This window comes from Candidatus Magnetaquicoccus inordinatus (assembly GCF_004217665.1).
GTDB classification, from domain to species: Bacteria; Pseudomonadota; Magnetococcia; order Magnetococcales; family Magnetaquicoccaceae; genus Magnetaquicoccus; species Magnetaquicoccus inordinatus.
This window is the reverse complement of record NZ_RXIU01000160.1, coordinates 3936-8548: the sequence shown is the minus strand read 5'-3', so window position 1 is coordinate 8548 and position 4613 is coordinate 3936. Positions and strand designations below refer to the sequence as shown.

Sequence of the window (4613 nt, the reverse complement as noted above, 5' to 3'; positions counted from 1 at the left end):
ATCAGAAAAATGCGCATCCAATTAGATACCGACTTCACATCTCCCTTATATTGCAGAATCGCCCTCGTCTCACGGGCCAGTTCCTCCCAACCAGTGGGAAACAAGGAACGTAAAAATTCCCAATTTTCATCCAGAAATATCGTATTCGCATCCATAGTGGTTGCATTATACACGCATCCACACTGCTCAACAATAAGTTTCGATAATCATGTTAGCGCATATGGGTCATCACCCCTGAACCGGCTACAGCAGCAACCACCGCCACCAGATAGGCCGGTTGCGCAGCAATCTGCCACAAAGAGCGAACAGCTCCCGTTTCCTGTAGCAACTGCACAGCCGGCAGGCGCAAACGAAACATCAACAACCAGGAAAAAAGAGCAAACAGAGCCAGGGAGAGATAAGAGGCCGTATAGGGGGTGCGCAACAGATTCCAGCTCCATTTGCTCAACTCTGGGCCCAAAACACCGCCCAGAATACCACCCGCCAGAGTGTAGGAGATGGCACGGCTGCGCCACAGCTCATCGGCAGCATCGGCAGCCGCAAACCGATATTGCTGCCCAAAGGCATGATAAAAACCGGCAAAGGTACAGCCACAACAGAGCAACCAAAATTGCTTATACCACAACGCGAAAGCACAAAGCAGACCGCCACACAGCCCCAGCAACGCTCCCAGTTGAAAGCCGCTGCGCCTGCCCCAGCGTTGCATGATCAATGAGGCAGGAAGGGTCGCCAAAGCGGCCCCTACAGCATAGCCGCTGACCGGCAAGGTGGCTAAATCTCTATTTTCGGTCAAAAGTGTGGCAGCCAAAGCGCTGACTGCCACCAAGGTAACCCCATTGAGCGAAAGCAATCCCTGGGCTGTCGAAAGTATGAAAACTGTTTGCCGAATGGAGGCCATCGCTGTCACATCACTTTAGCGGGCGCCAGGGGAAAACAGTGCCATACCCTCTCCCCCAAAACGTGTTGCCAGCCAATCGATAATCGCTCCATAAAAGGCACCACTGAGCAACGTGGCCCAAAAAATCAACCAAGGGGTGAGATCGGCAGAAGCCGGAGAAGCCAGCCCACCCGCCGCCAATGGCAACGACACCAGAGCCCCCATACAGGCTCCGCGCAACAATGGCGGATAGGAAAAGCCAAGCAACGGATGAACCGTATAGGCTCCCGCCAACGCAACCACCATGCCTATCAACAGTCGATCACTGACAATCGCCCAAAAAATGGGATTGTGGACCGAGGCCAACTCCGCCTGCCCTCGTGATGCCAATGTGATACAAAGTGCTGCTGCGAGCCCACCCAACACAATACAGAGGGAAAATCTTCGTTGAATTGGTGTAAAAGACATGCTTTTTTCCTCAGCAAAAAGTCTATACAAAGCCTCCATGCCGCCAGAAACTATGCCATTGTTCAAAGGTTACAAACGCATGCCCAGAGCAAGCGCATTTGCCAATTTCCGCACTGTTGCCACAAGCGAAACTGTGCATGTCGGGCCTCCGCCCTCCCAAAGCGTGCCCCTTCGGGGCACAAATCGGTGCGGCGTGCGCGAATGCTAAAGCATTCGCTTTTGTGAAACGCCGCACATTGCAAGCAGGGCTTTGCCCTGCACCCACCAGGAGGAGATAATCTCCTCCTGGACCTCCATAATTATTTTCTGCTTTTCAAATGCGCTTGCCCTGAACGCATGCCATTAATGCCAAACGCCAGCTTGTGGACGAAATCTCTGCAACAACAGTAACACAATAAAGGAGAAGAGCAACAACCCTCCCGACAACCAATGCGCCTGAGCATAGTGCAACGACTCCACATGCGAATAGATCTGCACCGAAATCACCCGCGTTACCCCAGGAATATTGCCGCCCATCATCAACACTACCCCAAACTCACCCACCGTATGGGCAAATCCCATGATGGTCGCAGTGACAATGGCCGGTCTGGCCAACGGCAGTGCCACAGTGCAAAAGGCATCCAAAGGGGAAGCACGCAAAGTAGCCGCCGCCTCCAGAGGTTTATCTCCGATGGCCACAAAAGCATCCCGTATCGGCTGAATCACAAAGGGCAGTGAATAAAGAAAAGAGGCGATGACCAAGCCGGAAAAGGTAAAGGGCAAGAGCCCCAAGCCCAAGGCTTGCGTGAGGGCCCCCAGCCAACCTTGTGGGCCCATAAAGAGCAACAGATAGAATCCCAAAACGGTCGGTGGCAACACCAAAGGCAGCGCCACCACTGCCGCAACCGCCTCCTTCCAGCGGCAACGACTGCGCGCCAACCACCAGGACAATGGAATGCCAAACAACAACAAAAACAGGGTTGTGATCGTGGCCAAAAGCAGTGTCAAACGAATCGCCGACCAATCCCCTGCATCGAGCATCGCTCACTCTTCTCCATAGCCATAGGAGCGGATAATCGCCCTGGCCTGCTCAGTCTGCAGAAAACGCATCCAGGCAAGAGCAGCAGGATTCTCCTTGCCTCTCTCCAGCAATACCGCCACCTGACGAATCGGCTGATAGAGCTCTTCAGGAACCAGCCATGCCGAACCCTTGTTCAACGCGCCCCCCTCAAACTGTTGTGCCAAGGCAACAAACCCCAACTCTGCATTGCCCGTAGCCACAAATTGATGAGTTTGCGCAATATTCTCCCCCAACACCCATTTGCTCTGCAAGCTCTCCAACAACCCCAAAGCGCGCAAGACTTCCACGGCAGCACGACCATAGGGTGCCAGCCTGGGATCTGCCAAAGCCAAATGGGCAAAATCGCCACGACGCAACCGCTCCCCCTGCCCATCCACATATCCCGACTGGGCCGACCAGAGCAGCAGCTTGCCAAGAGCATAGGTCAAACGACTCCCCGCCACTGCCCTGCCTGCGCGCAGCAATTTATCGGCACTCTCGGCATCGGCAGCCAAAAAACAATCAAAAGGAGCACCATTGCTGATTTGCGCATACAGCTTGGCAGTGGAAGCAAAAGAGAGCACAGCTTGCTCACCACTCTCCTGGGCAAAACGCTCGGCCAACCGTTGTGCGGGAGCGGTAAAATTGGAGGCTACCGCCACCTGCAGCGTGGCCGCCCCCAGCAGAGTGTTGCCAAACAAGAGCAGCAACAGCAAAAATATTCCTACTCTCAAGCGCATCCACCGCCCCGCTATTGATTGATCAACAGATTGGCCGGTGAATATTGATCGGTCAACAGACGACTATTACTCGGCCAATCCACCTCGCTGGAAAAGAGCGGCAATAACCAATCTTTCTCAATACCATACGGCTTTAACTTCTCCTCCAACAGCTTGGCATTACCCGCCAACTGCTGGCTGCCGGGTAAAGAGTTCTTGCTGGCAATCAGAATACGATTGCGCTGCTGCAACTGATAGAAGGAACCAAAAACATGGGCATAGGTTGCCGATTCCAGCGGATAGAGTTTGCGCGATGGATAGGTGTTGGCAACCAAAACACCCGCAGGAGTAAGCAGCTCTTTGAGTTCCTGCAAAAACTCCTTGGTCATCAGATGTTCCGGGACATAGAGATGATCAAAAGCATCCAACACAATCAGATCATAGCGTTGTTGGCGACGCAAAGCCCGTTTGACAAAGACCCGGCCATCCTCATTAAACAGGCGGGTTTGACTGGCTGGCATAAAATAGAAATATTGTTGTGCCACATGGGTCACAGCCGGATCCAGCTCAACGCAGTCGATTTTGAGCTGGGGATAGATCTTTTGCAACACGGTTGGCAGAGTGCCACCCCCCAAACCAATGATCAAAACACTCTCCGGTTGCGGCTGCAGATAGAGTGCCCCCAGCAGCAGCTTGATATATTCCAAAACCAGGCGATTGGGGTTCTGCACATCGATACAGCTCTGTCGGCCATTATCATGGATGCCAAATTTCATACAACGAATACCCTGATGTTCATAGACCAGGATATTGCGATAGAGCGATTTGGCCTCGTACAAGGTGTTGGCGGAGACAAGCGAAGAAAATGCCAAACAGAGGCTCACTAAAGCGGCTTTAAGCCACCTTGTTTTGCGCATCTTGGCCTCCATCGGCAAAAAAGCAGAGAGTTGCGATAGCAAAAGAGATCAGCATCATGCCGGTAAAAAGCTGGTCCAATTCAAACAACAAAACCAGATAAAACGAGGTCAACAAAGTACCCACAGTGCTGCCAAAAGTGGAGACAAAAAAGACTTTGCCGGCCACACTGCCCGAACTGCCCAGTTGGTCCACCAACAAGCGAATGGCATAAGGCGAGATGGCCCCAGAGATGGTGATCGGCACAAAATAGAGCAGCAATGAGGCCAATAAAGCACCATAACGGGGATCAGACAGATGATCAAAAACCGCATCCAGAATCGGAATCGACCAAAAGGTGCACGGTAGAGCCGCCAAGGCAGCCGCAGCCAAAATCACACTTAATTTGCGCAACGAAGGTTGGCGGGTCGAATAGTGCCCCCCCACCAGATAGCCAATGGAGAGCGACAACATGAATAGAGTGATAATGGCACCCCAAACATAGATTCCAGAACCAAAATAAGGGGATAATACCCGGCCACCCAACAACTCCATGGCCATGACATAGTATCCCGACCATCCGGTCAGCAGGTAGATCAGCAAGGTAGAGAGTTTC

General features: G+C 52.7%; 6 protein-coding genes. All 6 read right to left on the bottom strand.

Going from position 1 to position 4613, the window contains the following annotated elements; translation table 11 throughout:
- Positions 1 to 211: 211 nt before the first annotated feature.
- Complete coding sequence (locus tag EJP87_RS11335; protein WP_130471988.1) at positions 212 to 898, bottom strand: MFS transporter; 687 nt, start codon at positions 896 to 898, stop codon at positions 212 to 214.
- Positions 899 to 913: 15 nt separating this feature from the next.
- Positions 914 to 1345, bottom strand: a complete 432-nt coding sequence (locus EJP87_RS11330; protein ID WP_130471987.1) for a hypothetical protein — start codon at positions 1343 to 1345, stop codon at positions 914 to 916.
- A gap of 342 nt (positions 1346 to 1687) precedes the next feature.
- Positions 1688 to 2365, bottom strand: coding sequence for a molybdate ABC transporter permease subunit (modB, locus tag EJP87_RS11325; RefSeq protein ID WP_130471986.1), 678 nt, complete (start codon positions 2363 to 2365; stop codon positions 1688 to 1690).
- 3 nt (positions 2366 to 2368) lie between these two features.
- Positions 2369 to 3124 (bottom strand): molybdate ABC transporter substrate-binding protein, encoded by a 756-nt coding sequence (gene modA / locus EJP87_RS11320; RefSeq protein WP_130471985.1) that lies wholly within the window; start codon positions 3122 to 3124, stop codon positions 2369 to 2371.
- Positions 3125 to 3135: 11 nt separating this feature from the next.
- Positions 3136 to 4020: a spermidine synthase gene (locus EJP87_RS18840; RefSeq protein ID WP_193771313.1), complete on the bottom strand. Its 885-nt coding sequence runs from the start codon at positions 4018 to 4020 to the stop codon at positions 3136 to 3138.
- Positions 3998 to 4613, bottom strand: a 616-nt coding sequence (locus tag EJP87_RS18835; protein WP_265332119.1) for a fused MFS/spermidine synthase, incomplete at its 5' end; no start/stop codon positions are given. The genes EJP87_RS18835 and EJP87_RS18840, both read right to left, overlap by 23 nt.